Genomic DNA, 19718 nt, shown 5'->3' with positions numbered 1-19718 from the left:
AAACCGACCTGACGATAGATGGACAGCAATTGCGCTATTTTAACCAGATGGAAAGCTGGCAGAGTTTTCGCTGGCCGGGCGAGACCGATGAACCGGGGGTGACGCTGATGTGGACCAGTGTCAATACCGGGGCGCGGTTGTTCGGTGATTACCAGGGAAACTGGGGGCTGATCCGTTGGCTGGCGCGGGCGAAAGCGGAAAGGCTGGATGAAAGCCGTTACCGCCTGATATTTACTGCCCCGGATGGATTACCGTTGACCTGGATTTTACGCACAGAACTGGGCGAAGGGCCGCTGGCATTATTAAAACTGCGCGGATTTAAATTACCGAAAAATATCTTTGCGGTAAAGCCGGGTAGTCACAGGACAATATCAGCGGTAAATGACGATGACCTGATAACGGAATAATGCATGCGATTGGAGATAAATGAGGAAATAGCGTAACTGTTAACTGTTTTCGTTAACAGACTAGCTGTCAGGATAAATATCACTACAGATATTCCGATGAAGATGTTTGGCTATATGGGTGAGAGCCGTGATTATACTTTTCTCAGTGAGGAAGGAATGTTGCTATGGTTTTATTGATGTTATTGGCTGTCTTATTATTCGTATGGCATGAATGAGAATTATTCTTCTTTATCGTGATGGGATAATTGAGATTTAAAAAGGAGTGATGAGATTGGAACAGCGATAATCTATTGGATAACATGAGAATAGTAATTATTATCATAGTGACCTGATTATAACAACATATTCAGGTCGCCTTCTAAAGTGATCCCAGTAATTTTCCTGCCGGGAGTGATGGGGAGTAATTTAAAACCGGAAGATAATGTCCCGGTTTGGCTGGTAAATTCTAAGTTTGGTGTTGCAAGTTGAATGGCAAAGAATGCTTCTTATAGGAAAGAGACGTTAGATCCTAGTAAATCTGATTGTGCTTTGATAAGCAAGGATGCAGAATAAATGTAAGGTAGTGCGGAAAGCGATGTGTATACTGTACTCCTATATATTTATCCCACAGATAGATCAAAGGGGGTTCACATGACAGTAGGAATGACAACGTTAGTAACGTTGCTAACTCCACTTCCAGACATTAATCAGTTAGCAAAATTGCCAGAGTATCTTTCTGCTCCGATTACGCAATTGGTGCAAGACAGAGCAGAGCAAAAAATGCTGACTGCTCAAGAGGTGATGTCATATTTTTCTGAATCTAAAATGGCGCTTGCCTACCTGAAAGAGAATACCCAAATTGGTATTGAATTACTTGAAACCATTGACCGTGACGGGATCGAACCAGGTATAGATATTCGTGATGTAGTCGAGCGCTACGAATCCGCTGCAAAAATCGCCACGAGCCAACTCCATCTCTTGAAATTAAGTTATATTCTTGCGGAGTCTTCGCCTGCATGGGGACCGCATGTCAAGCTATTCCAAACGCATTCTCAGAGAGCGCTGAGGGTTTTTGCAAATAATAGAAACGTTTTATTGCGTATTGCAACAACGTTAAAGCAGTACTTGCCAGTTAATGCAGGTGAATATACACCGAAAGCCGACGCGGAAAGTTATAAAGAGTTGGTGAATCTCTCGCATAAAAAGCTCGGTATTCCATTACCTGTGTGGGGTTAGGTATATGGTTTACGTCAGCGTGGCGGAAGATCTACTTTTCAATGCGGCTGCTCATGATTACGCAACCATGTTGGCTAAATATTTGAGTGGGGCAGAAGAGGTGTCTGGTTGGCTTGGATGCCAAGGGCGTTTTGAGCGCAACATGCAGGCTATGGAATCAGGAATATGGAAGTTACATATTCTTCCTCTGAATGAAAAACCGTGGCCGGCAAATATGATGCTACACAACAGGAAAAGTGACAATTATCTGGTTTATGCCCAACATTGGTATTATGAAAATCATTATCAGGTCGTGGCCGTGGTGATACCAGATGCACACTCGCGTATTGATAGGCTCTTGGATAAACTTGTTCATATCGTAGAAGACTCTTTTCAGTGTCTAAATGAGCGGGAATTAAGACTGCTTAATCATGTAAGCGTATGAACCCATTTACTAAGAAAAACAATAGACCTGCTCCGACAGGTTTTTTTATGGAGTTTTCACAATGCCAATCTATTGGAGATAAATGAGGAAATATCATAATCACTAGCCATTCTTATTAATAGTTTACGCTTAGTACTCGCGGTGCTTTACCGTCTATGAAGTAGTAAACTTAAGAATATTCGGTTGAAGTAAGAATCTAATTTGAATAATATCTTATGGCTATTTGGCAGTAAGATGAAATTACCTTTATTAATAAATAATTAAGTGAGGTGTTTATGTCTGAAATTAATAAGCCAGAAGTTACTGAAATAGAAAATAAACTCCCTGAGCATAAATCATTAAACCCTGATCAATACAAATGTAATCATGTTGTTGCCCCAGAAAATTCTTGTCCGTGGGCGATTATTCAAGTGTATCTAGGAAATCAAGCACGTCGTGGTGATTGGGATTCTCCTAATGAATGCATACGCCTTATTCCTGAATCGATTGCTAACAGTGAAGGCAACTTAATTTATATTGAGAAGTGCGATAAGCATGGGCATTGGTTACCCTGGCAACCAACGCCGGAAGATATAATGGGTAGTGATTGGTCATTGAGCTAGATAACAATATGTTGGTTTTTGATGTTACCTTGGGGACTAGTAAGTATGATACTGGGCAGGATTGGGGATATATGAGTGACAAGGGAATCTTTGGTAAGGGAGAATCTACTTTCGGTACTTTAAATATAACCCAAAATAAAATAGATATTAAAAGCATTTTAATGCTCTACTATAATAGCGGCGGATTGTGTTTGAGAGTATATTTTGATAAAGCTAATTATCAGAAAGTTAAAGAAGTATTCAAGAAGAATTTTTATGTCTCAGTTGATAATGTAACTTATGATTTTGGAACTTTCTTGTATGATCATGATGCAGATAACGATAATTATGAATACGATGTCTACTATTATGCATCGGAAAACCCAACCGTAGAAAAACTAGGTGCCATAATGAAAAAAACAGGTGAAACCAAGCGTTTTTACTGTAACTGGCGTTAACTATATTATGTTGAATTCCAAGCCTCTCACTTGCGGGGTTTTTCATATATAAAGTCCACTTCCACGTTCTCAGATAATGTTTAATGTAGCATTCAATTTCAACTACCGAGTAATCCTCGGTAGTTGATAAGTATTTAGCAGAGAATGAAGATGTTACTTTCTGCGTAGTGAAGTTTGAGCTATATATTGAACTAAATTTTTATATACGAGAGACATATAGCTAACTCTTAAGAATTTTTATACCCAATTAAATTCAGCTTCGGTAGTCAGGGTTGCGTCTAAATTGACGGCTGTAATTCTATAGTAATAAATAGCGTTAGGAGGCGCGTTGAGTATTTTAGTTTCTCCAGGCCAGACATCAATAGAATTATAGAATTCATACTCCCCAAATGGGGACGCCCAGAAATTTAAAACCCTCATTGCTGCTTGGCCTTTGTTTTTTATTGCTATATTTCTCCATCGAATAGGAATGGTTATATTCCCATTTTTATAAGCTTCGATAGCTTGGTTAGGGTTTAGGAATATTTTGAAATCTGTTAATGTCATATTGGTTTCCTTATTATTACTGTTATTTGTTGGCATATATAATCAGGTGATTTGACCTGTGAAATTTAACTTAACACTTTCCATGAGCAGTTAAATATTGAAATTTATCAGTGACGTAAAAGGAATAAGGTAAACATAAAAGCGGTTAATACACATTCCATGCTACGCATTGCGTGGCCTTTTCTTTTTTCACACACGTTTAACAGGATCTTAATTTCTAGTGGGGGTGGAAATATGAAATTCATGGATAAGCCGCCTGACATCTGGATGCAGCTATGGTTATGGCTGTTATTAGTCAAAGAGATACGAAAATCCTGACAGTGGCGAGGACATATATTCCTGACGGATTTATTGCCGATAGCGGTAGTCGTAATTAATGACTAAGGAGTTACACCGACAAAAAAAGATATTATGAATAATGATTTTTTCTTATTAAAGCGGCTCATAAGTTGCTGAAATGAGCCGCAAAGAAGAAGTGAATAACTCGTGTATGCTGTTTAATTTAATGGACCTCCATTGACCGGAATTTAATTGTTTTGTAAATAAAAATCATCATTATCTCTTAGCCAGAAAGGGGGCGGTATATAGGAGAGTTGATATCCAGATAATTGCAGTGATAAACATAACAATCATCTTGGTGAAACGCCAGTAAAATGGCTTTGGGAGTGTAGCGATGGGAATAGGTAATTTGGTATTTTGGGGCTGATTATTATCTTGTTCGTTATCTTGAGATGGCAGGATAAAACGATAGCCTTGTCGGTATACCGTGTGTATGGCTTCGTCGAGATTACAATAGCGTAACGTTCGGCGTAACTTACAGATTAATTGCAATAAATTAGTTTCTGCTACGCCGTTTTTGCGTTCGGGCCAAACCAGAGGAATCAATTGTTCCCGATTTAATGTCTTCCCTTGTGATGCATGTTCCCACAGTGCGAGTAGCAGGCGTTTCTCTTTTTCAGTAATGATAAATACATTTTTACCATAAATTATTTTGTTTGAGTCACAGTCTAAATAAACATCTCTAGTTATTTTCAACATAACGCATTCTCTGCCTCTGTTTAATGTTTGTCTATTCGCTATAGCCAAGATGGCTCAATTAGGCTTATGCCCGATAGAACTTATATAGTTTTCCCATGAGTAATGCAAGAAAATAAATTATTTAAAATTTTTTATTTTATTTTGTCATATGAGTTATTTTTCTGTTTTTTATTTATAAATAAATTTAATGATAATTAATTATTAGTTTTATTTATATTGTGATGATTGTGCCTTTATTGTTTATGAAGTGATGGAAGTGTTGTAAATATAGATAAAATATTTTCAGGTATCATTTGTTGTTTATAAATTCATTTTGTAAAAATAAGTGAATAGATATCCATGAGAAATAATGCTGTGAATTGAGGGTAATTTCCATATGTAATTGAATTAATAGATAAAAAATTGATAAAAATAATTATTTTTTATTTTTAACTTTTATTTGGCGGTGTTTGAGTGATTACTGTTCAACAAGTAGTTTAAAGCTCCAACAGTGTGATGTTTATCACGTATTAACTTACGTTAATCAGTAGTCAGGTCGCCTCATTCCCTTGAATGAGGGTTTGGATATTAAAGCACGGTGAATACACAAGTCAGGCATTAGGCATGATACCTAAGGGCGGTAGCGTACCTAAAATGATGTGTGTTTTAACCTAGTTATGAATTTAACTCTTAAGGAAATAACAATGTCTACAACTGCCGATCAAATTGCTGTTCAATACCCCATTCCAACTTATCGTTTTGTCGTGACTGTTGGTGATGAGCAAATGTCTTTTCAAAGTGTATCGGGATTAGATATTAGCTATGACACGATTGAATATCGTGATGGAATTGGTAATTGGTTACAAATGCCCGGTCAACGCCAGAGACCAACCATTACCTTAAAGCGCGGTATTTTTAAAGGGCAATCTAAATTGTACGATTGGATTAACTCTATTTCGCTTAATCAGATAGAGAAGAAAGATATTTCTATTAGTCTCACCGATGAAACAGGTTCAAACCTGCTGATTACTTGGAATATTGCTAATGCTTTCCCAGAAAAACTAACCGCCCCCAGTTTTGATGCCACCAGTAATGAAGTTGCGGTGCAGGAAATAAGTTTGAAAGCCGATCGGGTGACTGTTGAATTCCATTAATACATTGTTTGGCGTCAGGACTGTTTGTTGTCAGGAATAGTCTGGCACGTCAATGCAGTGCTTTTTAAAGGCGAATATTATGACAATTGATACATCTTATCCGGGTGTCTATATTGAAGAAGATGCTTCATTGGCACTCTCTGTCCGTTCCAGTGCAACGGCGGTACCTGTTTTTGCAGTTGCAAATGATAATAAATTTTTATCCGCAGATTATATCCGTATCAGTAGTTGGCTGGACTATTTGACACGAAAAGATGGGCAATTTGATCCTGATGATAAGCTTGATGTTTCACTACGTGCCTATTTTATTAATGGCGGTGGATATTGTTATCTTATTAAAACCGAAGAGTTAGTAAACCAAGTTCCGAAGCTGGATGATGTTACATTGCTGGTTGCTGCCGGAGAGAATATTACTACTGCTGTAGATACACTTTGCCAACCGGGTAAAAGCTTATTTACCATTTTTGATGGCCCAGTCACTCAAATAGATTCGAACCAAAAACCCGACGAAGTACTTAAGATTTATACCGTCACCGCCTATGGCGCAGTTTATTATCCTTGGTTGACCGCTGAGTGGGGAGAAAAAGATAAAGAAGGGAAAAGAGCTAGCGTTAATATTCCACCCAGCGCAGTAATGGCCGGTATTTATGCCAGTGTCGATAATAGTCGGGGTGTTTGGAAAGCACCGGCTAACGTCCCTATTCAAGGAGGATTACAACCTAAATATCCGGTGACTGATGACCTGCAAGGACAATATAACAAAGATAACGCTAAAGCGTTGAATATGATTCGTACCTTTCCTAAGAGTGGCACATTGGTGTGGGGGGCTCGTACGCTTGAGGGCAGTGATAACTGGTGTTATATCCCGGTTCGCCGTCTGTTTAACAGTGTAGAGCGAGATATTAAAAATGCCATGAGTTTCGCGGTCTTTGAACCGAACAGTCAACCCACTTGGGAAGCGGTGCGTCGAGCTATCGATAATTATCTCTATTCCCTCTGGCAACAAGGGGGATTGGTGGGTAATAAAGCTGAACAGGCTTATTTTGTTCATATTGGTAAAGGTATCACCATGACTGATGACAAGATTAAACGTGGTGAAATGATCGTTAAAGTGGGTATGGCGGCAGTTCGTCCAGCCGAATTTATTATCTTGCAGTTTACACAGAATATGAACCAATAGAAGGGAAGGAATATGGCCACACAAACTTCTACTCCTGGCGTCTATATTGAAGAAGATGCTTCACTGGCGCTTTCTGTTAGTCAAGGAAGCACGGCAATCCCGGTTTTTATTGGGCGTTTCTTTCCGAAAGAAACGAGTACGATGCCAAAAATAACACGTGTTAATAGCTGGTTGGATTTCACTAATCTGTTTCATGTGGGTTGTGTTAAGTCAATAGCCATCAAATCAACTCCTCCGTCTACCACCGCTAAAAAAACTAAAAAAGTTGAAGGGGATATATCGGCTAAAAACAATGACAATGGAGAGGCTAGTAGCGATACAATAAATGAAAACGAAAATGAAAAAAACGAAAGTGAAAACGAAAACGGAAAAAAAACCGATTACACTTACGAGGTGACAGTTAATTACACAATAAGCGGTGATGCCTTAAAACTTTATTTTCAAAATGGCGGTGGACCTTGTTATATCCTACCGATTGCTAAGTCGGAAGATTCTAATATGCTGGCCTTAATCCCTGAGTTAATTAAGCAAGCTTTAGAAATTACTTTAATCGTCTGTCCTGAACAAGATTCTAATTACCAGAGCAGGATATATAACAGTCTGACACCTTCATTATTGGATGAGGGCTATTTCCTTATCGCTGATAATCAGAATAAAACATCCACTATCAGCACTAACGTATCCTCACAAACCGCAACATATTATCCTGCGATAAAAGTCTCACAGCTTATGCAAACGGAAGAGAGCCTTATAGCTGTTTCAGGTTATCAGGATGCAAAAGCAGCTAATGTTACCAATCTGACGGAACTCAAAGAGAAAAACCCGGATGTCTATCGAAAAGCGATTGATGAAATACAGCACATAAGCAAAATGATTCCTGTCAGTGCAGTCATGGCCGGTGTCTATTGTGCCACTGATGCCAACCGTGGCGTTTGGAAAGCACCGGCTAACATTGTGCTGAATGGGATTAGCGATGTGGCCGAGCGACTCACTGACGATGATCAAAAAGAGATGAATCCGAAAGGCATTAATGCCATCCGTTATTTCAGCAACAAAGGTTTTGTTGTCTGGGGCGCACGTACCCTGAAAAAAGATGATGACAACTGGTGTTACATTCCGGTGCGGCGTTTATTTAATGCGGCGGAACGGGATATCAAACAGGCAATGCGAATTGCCGTCTTTGAACCTAATAGTCAACCGACTTGGGAACGAGTACGGTCAGCCATTGACAATTATCTCCATCAACTTTGGCAACAAGGGGCGCTGGTCGGTAGTAACCCTAAAGAAGCCTATTTTGTGCAAATTGGTCAAGGTGTCACTATGTCTGACGACGACATTACACGTGGAAGAATGATCGTCAAGGTTGGCATGGCGGCAGTCCGTCCGGCTGAATTTATTATCCTGCAATTTACGCAAAAAGTAGCACAGTAACTGTACTAGGGCGCGGTTTGTCGCGCCTGTCCTGTAGAGGAAGCGATAATGGAAATAAAACAGCCGGGTGTAACAATCGCGGAGAAGCTGATATCCCAAACGCCAGATGATGCATTTATTGGTATACCGGTTTTTATTGGTGATATTCCAAAAATTTCAGCCAATAAAACCAGTTCGGGCAGTAAAACCATAGTCAAATTAAACAGCCTGACCGACTTTACCCTAAAATTTCGTGAGTCAGGATTAATGTACTACTCCGTGCGTCATTTTTTTGAAAATGGCGGTCAACAAGCTTATGTACTGCCGCTGAACCTTGATGAACCACTGAACGATTTTCAATCATTGGTCACTGCGCTGCAACAAGATTGGCTTAAGCAGGCTATTGCCGCGGAAAGTACAATCACCCTGATTGTCGTTCCTGATGTTGTCCTGTTTAATCAAATGGGAGAGCTAGGTGCTGACATCGATCTTTGGCTACAGTTTTGGCAGTCAGTACTCGACCTTTGCAAGAGCCGACGTGGCATCATGGGATTGCTGGATGCCCCGGATGATCCGGTACCGGCCGCTACATGTTTAGAGCAGTTTTCCTCAAGCGATCGGCAATGGGGCGCGGTATATTGGCCGGGATTGAAAACCACATATCAAGAAAATGGTCAACATATCATCCTTTCGCCTACCGCGGCGGTGGCTGCGGTTATCCAAAGTAATGATAATCAGCAAGGTATCTGGACCGCTCCGGCCAACGTGGCTTTAGCTAAGGTGGTCAGCCCAATACGCTCCTTTATTGAAGCTGATGCGCTCTTTAATCAGAATGGCACTTCGTTGAATCTGGTTCGCAGCTTCCCCGGTAAAGGAATTAAAGTCTGGGGATGCCGAACTCTGGACAACCTCCCCGATTCTCCCTGGCGCTATATCCAAACTCGCCGCTTGGTCTCCTATATCGAAGCGCATATCACCCGATTAGGCCGGGCTTTAGTTTTCGAACCCAACAACGCCATCACCTGGATGAAACTTAAGGGCCAAACCTACAACTGGTTGCATCAATTATGGTTAAAAGGTGGGCTGCTAGGTACCCACGAAGAACAGGCATTTGACATATTACTCGGCATTGACGAATCAATGAGTGAAGCGGATCTGCGAGCCGGGAAAATGATCATGAAAATCAAACTGGCTCTACTCATTCCGGCGGAATTTATTGAACTGAGTTTGACGTTTGATACACGTACCGGGATAACGAGATTAAATTAAACAGGGGCAAAATATGCACAATCTATACACCCCGTCAGTGTCACATCGTTTTATCGCCAGTTTTCTGTTTAACAACATTCCCAGTCCGCTTGATATTGCCTTTCAGCGTATATCGGGACTTAGCCGTGAACTGCAAACCACGCAACACAGCCAGGGCGGGGAAAATGCCAGAAACGTTTGGCTGGCCGAGAAGATCCAGCACGGTAGTTTGGTATTGGAGCGTGGTGTTATGACGGTTACACCGCTTACTCTGATATTTGATCGTGTCTTGCGTGGAGAAAAAGCGGTTTATGCTGATGTGGTCATCATGTTGCTGAATGAAAATTTTTTACCGGTGGCAAGTTGGACTGTGAGTAACGCGTTACCGGTTCGTTGGTCTACCGGTGACTTTGATGCTAATAGCAATGCTGTTTTGGTGAACTCCCTGGAGTTACGTTATCAGGATATGCGCTGGTTAGGAGTGAAAGCATGACTGTAGAAATTAAGGAACTGATTATTCAGGCTAAAGTCACCGATTCTGCGAGTGATTTAGCATCTCCGCGAACATTAGCCCAAGAAGCGTTAGATGACGCTCTCCTGATTGAAAGGATTAAACGGGAGGTGTTAGAGGCATTACGTGAAACAGGGGGCCAGTATGAGCTTAATTGAACGCAGCCTATCTAAACTCACGCTGACCGCTTTTAAAGATCGGGAAGGTAAAATATTGGTGGGAAGTTTACCGGTGATGTATAACCCTGATGCGATCCAGTTCAATTATCAAGCCAATTATAAAAACGATGAAAGCATTACCCATATTCACCAAAGTAACCACCATGTGTCGTCTCAGCCTGCGGGCCTGTCATTAGATCTACTGTTTGATGCATCGATGCCCGGCAACAGTACGCCGATAGAAACCCAACTGTCGACGCTGAAAACCCTCTGCGCCGTTGATGCCGGTACCAAAGTCCCGCATTTTCTTAAAATCAAATGGGGCAAAATGCGTTGGGAAAATAAAGGTTATTTTGCCTGCCGGGCCAGTGGTCTCAATATTCATTACACCTTGTTTGACCGGGACGCCATGCCATTACGGGCAATGGCTACCTTATCGCTGGTGGCGGATGAGAGCTTTGTTATTCAGTCCACTGAGCAGCAGTTAAAATCGCCACCGGCTACCGCGGTTAGCGTCACCGATATGCTCTCTCTACCATTGATTGCACTGGGCGCGGGTGCGGCTCTGGCGGGGGGTATCGATTATCTTTCGCTGGCTTGGCAAAACGATCTGGATAATCTTGATGATTTTACGCCGGGACAAACGCTGCAAGCACGGAGGGAAGCATGAAGATACCCACGCTCGCGATTAAGATAGGCGGCAAAACGCTCAATCAGTTTACGGTTATCAGTTTGTCAGTCAATTACCCTATCAATGGCATTCCTTCGGCTAACGTCACTTTGGCTATTATTGGTGATACCAGTCATATTTTTGATGCTAAAGCGCAGGCAGAGTTGGCAAATTGTCGCCCGAATCATGAAATTATTGTGCAGATGCAAACAAATGTGTTGTTTAAAGGGATCATTGTTCAGCAGACATTGAAGATTAAAGGTCAGGACAGTTTAATGATTCTGACAGCAAAGCATCCACTGCAAAAATTAACCCATAGTTTCCACTCTCAACTATTCAATAAGCAGAGTGATGAGGCGATTATCAAAAAGCTATTCAGCCAGGCCGGTGTATCTGTCACGATAAAACAAGCGCCTCAACTTAAAACGGTACATGAGCAAATGGTGCAGTTTCGTTGCAATGATTGGACATTCTTAAAGAGCCGACTGAGTGCTACCAATATCTGGCTGATCCCCGGCCATGATGCCATTACATTGGTAACACCGGAATCACTTAGTCAGTCAACCGTACACACCATTCGTCAGCGCGGCGATATTCGGGACATTGTGCTGTTTGAAGCGAATCTGCAATGGGATAATCAGCGCAGCCCCAAAGCGGTAAGTGTACAGTCTTGGGACATTAACCAGCAAAAGCTGTCTCAGGCAGTTCAGGCGAAGCATAGTGGGTTTGGCGGCGGTCAACTTGCTACCGACACGCTGAAACCGTTGACCGATCAGGAGTGGCAATGGATTTTCAGCAGTCCATTGGATAATGAACAAACTAAGCAGTTTACTCAAAGCATCATGGGCAACCGACGTAGCCGTAATATATCCGGCAGTTTTGAGGTTGCAGGCAATGATCGCTATCAGCCGGGTGATGTTTTGGCATTAACTGGCTTCGGGCAGGGAATGGATGGTCAGGCGATTATCACCGGCGTCAGCCAGACCATCAACCAGCGTCAAGGTTGGCGTACCCGGTTAACGTTAGGTATGCAATCAGATGTAGAACAGGTTGTACCTCAGGTTAAAGAGCTGCATATCGGGATCGTAGAGAAATACCAACAGGATAGCCAATCGCTAGGTCGTATTCCGGTCAAAATACCGGCTTTAAACTTAACCAATGGCACGCTATTTGCCCGCTTAGGTAAACCTTACGCCAGCCATGACAGTGGATTTTGCTTCTACCCGGAACCGGGGGATGAGGTGATTATCGGTTTCTTTGAATGTGATCCTCGTTTTCCGGTGATATTAGGCGCCATGCATAACCCTAAAAATAGATCACCGTTAGAACCGAGTGAAAAGAATTTGGTGAAAACATTAGTGATTAAACAGGGAGAGAATCAGCAAGCATTAATATTCGATAATAAAGATAATACGCTCGCATTTAATAGTGGAAAAAATACCTTATCTTTGCAACAGGATAAAGATATCACCATTAATTCCGCTAAAAATCTCATTACTCAGGCGCAGGACATTAATATTCAGGCCGAAAAATCCCTATCAGCCGCTGGAAAATCTGGGGTTGATATTAAAGGGGCGAAAATTAATTTAACACAATAATAGGTTAAATAAGATGGCAGATAAAATATTAGCCGATATTTATGGTCGGGGCTGGACATTTCCGCCACAGTTTTCTAATCAGACCGGAATCATCATGGCAGAAGGAGCAGAACATGTTCGCCAGAGTATGAAAGTTCTTTTTCTGACGGAACCTGGCGAGCGGATTATGCGTGAAGATTACGGTTGTGGCCTAAATGATTATATGTTTGAAAATATCAGTGATGAGCTGATGGCTCATATTCAAACGCGTATTGAAGAGCGAGTATTACGTTATGAACCCCGTGCAGAAATTACTGAAATTCAGGTGAATCAAAAAATAAATTTGCCTAATACCCTGCATATACAGGTGAGCTATGCCCTGAGAGGTAGCGACATTAGCCAGCAAATTGAAGGTATTCTTGAAATTGGCGAAGGAGAAGTGATTTTATGAGTAAACAACTGGTGGTTGATGGCGACACTTTGCTGTTCGAACCCTTGTTCGGTAACCGGCAGGTCACCATTCTGGGGCCGGCAATCATCCGGGGCAGCGGTCATGCCAAAATCCAAGGTAAAAAGATTGTGATGATGGGTGATGAAAAAAAGGTCCAATTTCAGGCGCAATATATTACCCCTAGCCATCCGGTACCCGGGATGGGCATGGTTACCATTGCTCAATTGGATACTAGCCAGCAGGTAAGCTTTTGTCGTAGCCCTGTCACGGTAATTGTTGTCGGGCAGCAATTTATTGCCCGTTTTACCCCATCGCAGCCGGCAAATAACCCATCGAGTGGCCCGGATATAACCGCACCCAGTATGGGAAAAGGCCGTTTTATTGCCGGTCAATACGCTGTCAGTGCCGGATAAATAATGCTTTAATTTATTTTTAAATAATAACGATCTCCTGAAAACATATTAAAGTTATATGCAAATAACGGGTGGTATAAATATGGGACAGACCGGATTAAATAATAAACTTACCGCTATTGTATCTGAGACGGATTTTAAACTTGATGAAAGAAGTACATTAGATATTTTAAACTGGCTTAAAGAATACGCCGAAAAAATCCCTTTTGGTCAAGAAAAAGAGCAGTTTTGGAGTAGCTTCTATTTTATTCAGGAAAACACGCCGCAGCAATTAGCGGATATTTACCAAGAAGCGAATAGAGCAAATGGTACTTTACCCTCTCATCAGGCTTTTTTATTGGCTTTTTTAAAACTCTTAGAAACGACGAAAATATTATTCAATACCTTGCCGGCACGTCATCGTGATCTTTATTACCGGGAATTATTGGGTTTGAAACCGAGAGATGCTCAAGCGGATCGGGTGGCGATAGGAATTACCTTGAATTCTGATCGTGTTGAATATCTTATTCCGAAAGGAACTCTCTTTGATGCCGGACATGATAGCGCTGGCAATCCATTACAATATGTATCCGAGTTGAATATATTGGCAAACCAAGGGGAATTGACTGACCTGTGTTGGTATCGAAAAGAGGGGAATGGCTGGAAATCGGCAATACCGCTGAATCTTGCAGATGACATTGAATTTCCTGAAAACGGTATTCGGCTTTTTAGCACAACGCCTGATGATGTTTCGGTTCTGTCCGGTTACTTAATTACTTCGCCTTTATTTGCGATGCCGGCAGGAGAGCGCACGATTAAAGTCACATTAGACAGCGAGTGGACGGGTAAATCTGAGCATATCACGGCTAATATCAGCGCGGAAAATCGCTGGATTTCCTTGAAGGTAAAACTTGTCAACAAAACAACGCTTGAACTTGGATTGTCTGCCAGTGATGCGCCGATCACTCCTCCTGATGTCCTGGATAATATGGCGTTTGACGTACCGGTACTAAAACTGAGCACCAAACAGGAACCGATGTTGCCGAAGATTAAAGACATCGAGATCAACATCAACATTAACGACAATCGCAATGTGTACTATGTCTCTGATGGAGGTATTGAACAGACGAATGCGACTAGTTTTCCTTTTGGTCAATCACCGTTATTAGGCTCCGGTTTTAATCTGATTGCCCCTGAATGGTATGGTACTGAAAACGCAACAGTGACGATTACTCCTCAATGGGTTGGCTTGCCTACCATAAGTTTTAAAGAGTGGTATAAAGGTTATAGTCCTGATCCCGATAATAGTGCATTTGAAGTACAGGGTTACTTAGTCACGCCTCAAAAGAGAGAAATACTTAAGGGAAAAATACTTAATAAAGAAATACTTAATAAAGCTGAATCTCAGTCATTATTCAGTGGAGATAATAATAAACCACAAGGACGAAGCTTAGAATTTACCTTGCCAACGATGAATTTTCCCCTTGCGGACAGCTTAAATCCCAATGATTGGCCTGCGTCGGTGCGTATAGAACTGGCCGGACAGGATTTTATGCATACCCAATATTGGAAAGATCCGAAAGATAAAAATTTACCTTATATCCCACAAATCAGTGCATTGCAGATTCAATTCAGCGCTAAAGTTAAATCTAAGCAATTTACTGTTTACCCCCTGACGCCTTTTGGCCGGGGCGAAGCAGCAGAAAAACCGACATTGACTCATGATGCATTCTATTTGGGCTTTACGGGGGTACTACCGGGGCAAACTTTATCTCTCTATTGGCAACTAGAAGGGGTCAAAGCACTCGATTTATCTTGGTTTTACCTCGACGAGCACAATACTTGGAGTAAATTGGATAAATTATTTGATGATCAAACCGGCAGCCTGTTTGACCGGGGTATCTGGCGCATCTTATTGCCACAGGATGCATCAAATCAGGCCGCTTTGATGCCAACGGGGCGGTACTGGTTGAAAGCTGAGATAGTTGGAAAAACTGATCCCCAAGATTACCCACGTATTAAAGGTTTGCTGTATAACGCCACCATCGCCACATTAGCCAACGCAGAAACTGTTGAACAGGAGCATTTTATTAATGGATTGGCCGCTGACAGCATAAAACAGCCGGTGGCCACGATTGCCGCAATCAACAGCGTCACGCAACCTTGGGCTTCTTGGAATGGTCGTTCTCGAGAAACGGAGCAAGCCTTCTTAAAAAGAATCCCTGTCCGATTGTCCCACCGTAATCGAGTACTGAGTTGGGGAAACATGGTTACATTACTAAAAGATCATTTTGTTAGCCTATTTGATGTCAGATACCATTCAGGCAGCCAATTAACCACCATTCCGGCGCCAGAAAAACAACAACTGATAGTTATCCCGGATAACCGTTACAAGGATAACGATGATGCATTACGCCCAACACTAAACCCGGCGCGATTGAAAGAGATGATCTCATGGCTAAGTCAGTTAAGTAGCCCTTGGACAGCTATTGAAATCAACAATCCTACTTATATTGACGTTAGTGTGAGTTATCAAGTGACCTTTATTTCAGACGTTAATTCTGACTACGGCCATCACCAATTACAGCAACAATTAAGCCGAATATATATGCCGTGGGCAGAGAATCCTGTTATCGGCGTAACAACCGGTAACTGCATTGACTACTATCAGTTATTAGCCACCATCCAACAATCCCCACTGGTAGAACGAGTCACTAATTTAAGCCTAACCACAGCTAACCAAACTAAGGGGGCCGTGGGTGAAAGTATCGAAGCTAACGATAATGAAGTACTGATTTTAGTTTGGACAGATAAGCGTCTTTCAAGCCAAGGAGTTGATAATGAATAATCAGGATGCTCTGTTTCCCATCATTAAAGACGATATTGCCTTTGATACCTTACTTGCTCAGGCTAAGGCTATTATTGAGCGATATTCGGGTCAATATTGGAGTGATATGAGTGAAAATGATCCCGGTATCACCTTATTGGAAGCCTGTTGTTATAGCGCGTCTGATTTAGCTTATCGTCACTCATTACCACTGAAAGATCTGCTGACGCCCACCTCAGAGGAACAGACCGCAGGAGAGGGTATTTTCCCGCAGGAGTTTGGTCCGCAACAGATGCTGACTTGTGGGCCTATTACTGCGGAAGATTATCGCCGGGTATTATTGGACTTGCACAGCAGCGATCCGATGAATGATACCAAGGAGGGTTACTTTTTATTTAATGATGCACGGCTGATATGCGAACCTAAAGATCAACGCTATACATACTGGTATAGCAAAAAGGAGCGTAAATACAGTTTTACTCAAATCCCCAATTCAGATAGCGAACGATTAACATTAAGAGGAAATTATTGGCTTTATTTGCTGCCTGGTCGGGAAACTCAGGCCGATAATAAGTTGGCTCAAGAGAAACTTAATGCTTTCCTGAAAGATAATCGTAATTTGGGAGAATGGGTGAGTAAAATTATCTGGCTACAACCCGTTGATTTACCATTGAAGATCGATATTCAGCTTGATGATGATGTTAAAGATATCGCTGACATATTCGCCCAAATTTATATGACAGCGGAACAAACGATAATTGAAAAACCGCTACGTTATACCACCCAAGCAATGAAAGAGATGGGTTACAGTAATGAAGAAATTTTTGATGGGCCTTATTTGCATCACGGTTGGATGCCTCAATTACCGCCCATCAGAGATTACAACGGCGCTATGGTATTAAACTTAAGCCATTTGGTTAACCAATTATTGGCGATTAAAGGTGTTCAAGGTGTAACCCGGTTGGAACTAGATAAGGAGAAATATGATGCTAGTATTATTTCTCCGCTATCGGGTGATAATTGGTCTTGGAAAATTATTAAAGAACATTATTATCCCAGATTATGGGGCGAAGATCCTTTAGCATTGATGGCTTCATCAGACAGCCCATTGACTATTATCGCCAAAGGTGGTGTGAAAGTTACAGTTTCTAGGGAAGATATAGAGAAAAAGCTCATCACAGAACCGTTGATTAATACGAAACCAGAATTATTGAACTGGGGTAAACATCGTAAAGTGCGGGATTATTACCCGGCAAGCAATAAATTACCCGCTTGTTATGGATTGCAGACTAATAAACATACCTTACAACAACTACAGTTACACCAATTTATGCTGCCTTTTGAACAACTGTTAGCTAATGGCTGTGCTGAACTTGCCTTATTGCCAAAACTATTGGCGTTTAAACAACGGGGAAATAGGGTATATGGTGTACAATGGCCTTTTAAGGCGAATACGGTCAGCCATAGAGTTCATCAACAGATCATTCCTGACTTAATCGCAAAACTAAGCCGCGATTCACAAATCGATATTGGTAATGATATTCAGAAGCCAAATTATATAAAAGAGCTGACAATCTTGGATCACCTATTAGGTTATTTTGGCGCTGAACTTGCTGCCAGACCCCTCACTCTTGATTTTCGGGATTTTCTGAACACTCAACGCGGTTATTTAGCCCAACAACCGGAACTGAACTATCAACGTAATAATATTCGGATTGATAAAGTATCAGCATTGCAAAAACGGATTGCTGCTCGATTGGGTTTGGGCGGGGAATGTTTCAGTGATATTCCCAATCTGGCTAATTTGCCTTTCTATTTAATTGAACATCGTCAATTACTGCCGGTAAAACCTGATATCCAATTCGATACTCCGCAAAAGCCCGATTCTTTGGTGGTTGAAGATGAACAGTTAAGAATTACACAAAAAGATACAACAGGCCGGTTATTGCAAGGCCAGGTGATCAATTTAATTATCATTGAAGGTGATAGGGAATTTACATTGCGAGGCCAGATGATCACAGAGGTGTCAGGGGAGATATTTTCCCTTAGCATGCGTAACAGCACGGATCTGAAACATAATTTGGCAAGAGTATTAGTCGCATTTGAACAAGATAAACTGCGCTGGCAAAACAGCCCAATATGGTTGGAAGATATGGATTATCAATTGGTTTATGCCGACGCAGCATACCAAAATAATACGGAAGATGAACGTTGGATCACTTCCAGTGCTCAAAGCCCTTTCCCTGCCATGATTGAAGAAAATGACGAAATAACTCTGAAATATGCCATTACACCTTCCAGGCCATTCAAAAAAGCGTTAATTCGTACAGTTGGTAAAAAAACGCGATCCGAATATGAACTTAAAGCGCGCGTAATTAAATTTGATCGCATCCAAGGCAAGATATTAATTAAACGGAATGAAGATTCACGGGATAATTTTCCAACTGAGGCAGAAGCCTGGCGCTATCGCTGGTATTTCTCCAGTGAAAAATATGCTTTGGCTGATCGTTTTTCATTTGTGGTCAGCGTGGTAGTGAATCATCAATTAATTGAGAATAACAGAGTTGACTCTTACAAACTGGAATCTTGGGTAAAATCGGAGATTCTCGCTGAATTTCCCGCGCATATTTCGATGGTTATTCATTGGTTATCACCAAAACATTTTGAAGATTTTGCCAATACCTATAAACGCTGGCAAAACAATGATGCTCCTTTAGGGGATGAGGCATACCATATTCTAGAAACTTTAACTCTGGGAAGATTGCCTTCCGTTGCAACAGGTATTGGCAGTATGCGAATTGCCACGGAAAAGCAACGTATTGAAGTGATTGGTGAATCAGGCGATCAATGGAGCGAAGAGGTTATAAAAAATAATCAGTTATTATATGTGCCTTATACTAAAAGGGCAGTACGGGTAGATGTTGACCTTATTAAAGAGAATGATAAAGCCATTGCTGTCTCAGAATTTTTATGTCAACCCGTGGATAATAAAGGCAAGCTGGTATTTTTAACTGATAACAACCAAATAGGGCCTGAATGTACAGTACTAGAGTCCAATAATGCATGGACAGATTACTACGTTAAAGTGAAAAAGAATAAGAATGGTGTTATTACCGATGAAATATTGCATATTAAAGGAAGAAAAAAAGTAGGAATTAACTTATCATGGAAAGCGATGAATTTATATGACCCTCCAGCAGGCAATAGCTGGTCATTTTATTATGGATTTATATTAGGTGATAATCAGGATCTTTCTGGCGCATTATTTTACACCGAAGAACCACTCATTTTATCACTAAATTACATATCTGATATTCAAGATATTAAAGGGGAAATACGTGCAAAATTTGGTTTTTATTTTACTTATGATGGAAGATAATTTTAACAACATAAAATAGATGTTTCATCTATTCATACATTATGGTGTTTTTAAAATTTCACTATTGTTTAGATATACCATTAATATAATGGTGCTCATAATATAAGGTGATA

At 41.2% G+C, this 19718-nt stretch carries 17 protein-coding genes and 1 pseudogene; 16 read left to right on the top strand and 2 right to left on the bottom strand.

Annotation, left to right across the window (positions count from 1 at the left end; all coding sequences use genetic code 11):
• From EAE93_RS04665 to EAE93_RS25730, 4 genes and pseudogenes are all read left to right on the top strand, one after another.
• On the top strand, positions 1–407 hold a 407-nt coding region (locus EAE93_RS04665; RefSeq protein WP_332008253.1), incomplete at its 5' end, for a type VI secretion IcmF C-terminal domain-containing protein.
• A 630-nt stretch (positions 408–1037) separates the two neighbouring features.
• Positions 1038–1622, top strand: coding sequence for a hypothetical protein (locus EAE93_RS04660; RefSeq protein ID WP_036805562.1), 585 nt, complete (start codon positions 1038–1040; stop codon positions 1620–1622).
• 4 nt (positions 1623–1626) lie between these two features.
• Positions 1627–2046, top strand: coding sequence for a type II toxin-antitoxin system YafO family toxin (locus EAE93_RS04655; RefSeq protein ID WP_036805565.1), 420 nt, complete (start codon positions 1627–1629; stop codon positions 2044–2046).
• A 275-nt stretch (positions 2047–2321) separates the two neighbouring features.
• Positions 2322–3085, top strand: a pseudogene (locus tag EAE93_RS25730) (Thoeris anti-defense Tad2 family protein).
• Positions 3086–3322: 237 nt separating this feature from the next.
• Here EAE93_RS25730 and EAE93_RS04640 read toward each other — a convergent pair.
• Both EAE93_RS04640 and EAE93_RS04635 read right to left on the bottom strand, forming a co-directional pair.
• Positions 3323–3631, bottom strand: coding sequence for a hypothetical protein (locus EAE93_RS04640; RefSeq protein WP_250150873.1), 309 nt, complete (start codon positions 3629–3631; stop codon positions 3323–3325).
• A gap of 555 nt (positions 3632–4186) precedes the next feature.
• Positions 4187–4669 carry a winged helix-turn-helix domain-containing protein gene (locus EAE93_RS04635; RefSeq protein WP_250150872.1) on the bottom strand — a complete coding sequence of 161 codons (483 nt, stop codon included), beginning with the start codon at positions 4667–4669 and terminating at the stop codon, positions 4187–4189.
• Between the two features lie 683 nt (positions 4670–5352).
• On the opposite strand from EAE93_RS04635, the gene EAE93_RS04630 reads away from it, so the two are divergent.
• The 12 genes from EAE93_RS04630 to EAE93_RS04575 all read left to right on the top strand — a co-directional run bounded on the left by EAE93_RS04630 (position 5353) and on the right by EAE93_RS04575 (position 19605).
• Entirely contained in the window at positions 5353–5802 is a 450-nt protein-coding gene (locus tag EAE93_RS04630) for a phage tail protein (protein WP_036805577.1), read from the top strand.
• A 79-nt stretch (positions 5803–5881) separates the two neighbouring features.
• Positions 5882–6982: a phage tail sheath family protein gene (locus EAE93_RS04625; RefSeq protein ID WP_046396632.1), complete on the top strand. Its 1101-nt coding sequence runs from the start codon at positions 5882–5884 to the stop codon at positions 6980–6982.
• A 12-nt stretch (positions 6983–6994) separates the two neighbouring features.
• A complete protein-coding gene (locus tag EAE93_RS04620; RefSeq protein WP_214039177.1) occupies positions 6995–8413 on the top strand; it encodes a phage tail sheath family protein in 1419 nt (472 codons plus the stop codon).
• A gap of 48 nt (positions 8414–8461) precedes the next feature.
• On the top strand, positions 8462–9661 hold the full coding sequence (locus EAE93_RS04615) for a phage tail sheath family protein (protein WP_214039176.1): 1200 nt from the start codon (positions 8462–8464) through the stop codon (positions 9659–9661).
• A 13-nt stretch (positions 9662–9674) separates the two neighbouring features.
• The gene (locus tag EAE93_RS04610; protein WP_036781759.1) at positions 9675–10133 is read left to right on the top strand and encodes a phage tail protein; all 459 of its coding nucleotides are present in this window, start codon (positions 9675–9677) and stop codon (positions 10131–10133) included.
• A complete protein-coding gene (locus EAE93_RS04605; protein WP_040148756.1) occupies positions 10130–10309 on the top strand; it encodes a DUF5908 family protein in 180 nt (59 codons plus the stop codon). Before EAE93_RS04610 ends, EAE93_RS04605 begins: the two co-directional genes overlap by 4 nt.
• Positions 10296–10979: a CIS tube protein gene (locus tag EAE93_RS04600; protein ID WP_036781763.1), complete on the top strand. Its 684-nt coding sequence runs from the start codon at positions 10296–10298 to the stop codon at positions 10977–10979. The genes EAE93_RS04605 and EAE93_RS04600 overlap by 14 nt, the downstream gene beginning before the upstream one ends.
• Positions 10976–12577, top strand: a complete 1602-nt coding sequence (locus tag EAE93_RS04595; RefSeq protein WP_214039175.1) for a phage baseplate assembly protein V — start codon at positions 10976–10978, stop codon at positions 12575–12577. The genes EAE93_RS04600 and EAE93_RS04595 overlap by 4 nt, the downstream gene beginning before the upstream one ends.
• Positions 12578–12590: 13 nt before the next feature.
• The gene (locus EAE93_RS04590) at positions 12591–13007 is read left to right on the top strand and encodes a GPW/gp25 family protein (RefSeq protein ID WP_110086867.1); all 417 of its coding nucleotides are present in this window, start codon (positions 12591–12593) and stop codon (positions 13005–13007) included.
• Positions 13004–13420 (top strand): hypothetical protein, encoded by a 417-nt coding sequence (locus tag EAE93_RS04585; protein WP_036805599.1) that lies wholly within the window; start codon positions 13004–13006, stop codon positions 13418–13420. Before EAE93_RS04590 ends, EAE93_RS04585 begins: the two co-directional genes overlap by 4 nt.
• A gap of 82 nt (positions 13421–13502) precedes the next feature.
• Positions 13503–16247 (top strand): hypothetical protein, encoded by a 2745-nt coding sequence (locus EAE93_RS04580; protein WP_214039174.1) that lies wholly within the window; start codon positions 13503–13505, stop codon positions 16245–16247.
• The gene (locus EAE93_RS04575; RefSeq protein WP_214039173.1) at positions 16240–19605 is read left to right on the top strand and encodes a hypothetical protein; all 3366 of its coding nucleotides are present in this window, start codon (positions 16240–16242) and stop codon (positions 19603–19605) included. Before EAE93_RS04580 ends, EAE93_RS04575 begins: the two co-directional genes overlap by 8 nt.
• Positions 19606–19718: the final 113 nt, after the last annotated feature.

It is taken from the genome of Photorhabdus akhurstii (genome assembly GCF_018448925.1).
In the GTDB taxonomy this organism is placed as follows: Bacteria; Pseudomonadota; Gammaproteobacteria; order Enterobacterales; family Enterobacteriaceae; genus Photorhabdus; species Photorhabdus akhurstii.
Note: the sequence above shows the minus strand (reverse complement) of the source record. Positions and strands in the feature narration are given on the sequence as shown.